The organism is Marinobacter sp. R17 (assembly GCF_003789045.1).
Classification (GTDB): Bacteria; Pseudomonadota; Gammaproteobacteria; order Pseudomonadales; family Oleiphilaceae; genus Marinobacter_A; species Marinobacter_A mangrovi.
In genome coordinates this window covers 1-948 of sequence record NZ_RHGZ01000062.1, presented here as the reverse complement: position 1 = coordinate 948, position 948 = coordinate 1, and the positions used below count along the sequence as shown (strand labels likewise).

The 948-nt window shown below is 61.9% G+C and carries 1 protein-coding gene; it reads left to right on the top strand.

Features of this window, described 5'->3' with window-relative positions:
- Positions 1–62 precede the first annotated feature (62 nt).
- A complete protein-coding gene (locus EB809_RS20865) occupies positions 63–581 on the top strand; it encodes an Hcp family type VI secretion system effector (protein ID WP_123636782.1) in 519 nt (172 codons plus the stop codon).
- The last annotated feature ends 367 nt before the right edge of the window (positions 582–948 follow it).

Sequence of the window (948 nt, the reverse complement as noted above, 5' to 3'; positions counted from 1 at the left end):
GGGACTGTCCTTTTCTGAATGGACTCACCGTTTTCAATTGTTTTTCCGTCAAGGAGCAGACTATGCCAACCCCATGTTATATCAGCATCGAAGGCCAGACCCAGGGCAACATCACCGCCGGTGCCTTCACCGCCGATTCCGTCGGTAACATCTACGTCGAAGGCCACGAAGACGAAGTGCTGGTCCAGCAGTTCGACCACACCGTCACCGTCCCGACCGACCCGCAGTCCGGCCAGCCCTCCGGCCAGCGCGTGCACAAGCCGTTCAAGTTCACCGCCGCCCTGAACAAGGCCACCCCGCTGATGTACAACGCCCTGGCCTCCGGCGAGATGCTGCCCAAGGTCGAGCTGAAGTGGTACCGCACCTCCGTGGAAGGCAAGCAGGAGCATTTCTTCTCCACCATCCTGGAAGACGCCACCATCATCAACATCGACTGCACCATGCCTCACTGCCAGGACGCGACCAAGACCGAGTTCACCCAGCTGGTCGAAGTCTCCCTGGCCTACCGCAAGGTCACCTGGGAACACGGCATTGCCGGCACCTCCGGCTCTGACGACTGGCGTTCCCCGGTCGAGGCGTAAGCCCCGATCGTCGACACCCGGGCCGCTATTGAGGTCCGGGTTGTCCGATGTCACTGACGGATTCCGGCAACGATCGCTTACACACCCGCTTGGCCGGATCGGTTACACTCGGGCGACCCACTTGCAGGAGGCAAGTGGCCGTCCAGCGGACACTGTGACGGGAAGTTGAGCTCGTTTCTGAGGGCGCGAAGGGCAAGGCGCACGGCACGCAGCGACTGAAGCTGACCGTTTGGGGTCGCTGAGGGAGCGAGTACCGCGCAACGCCGCCATTCGTGTCCTCAGAAGCGAGATCGCGGTTTTCCAGTTTCAAGGATGAGACCATGCCCCTACCTACCGGCCTGCAGTTCACGGCCCGCCTCGGCACCCT

Excerpts from the sequence above, each read along its gene's own strand:
- EB809_RS20865 (WP_123636782.1), top strand. The coding sequence starts at position 63 with ATGCCAACCCCATGTTATATCAGCATCGAAGGCCAGACCCAGGGCAAC.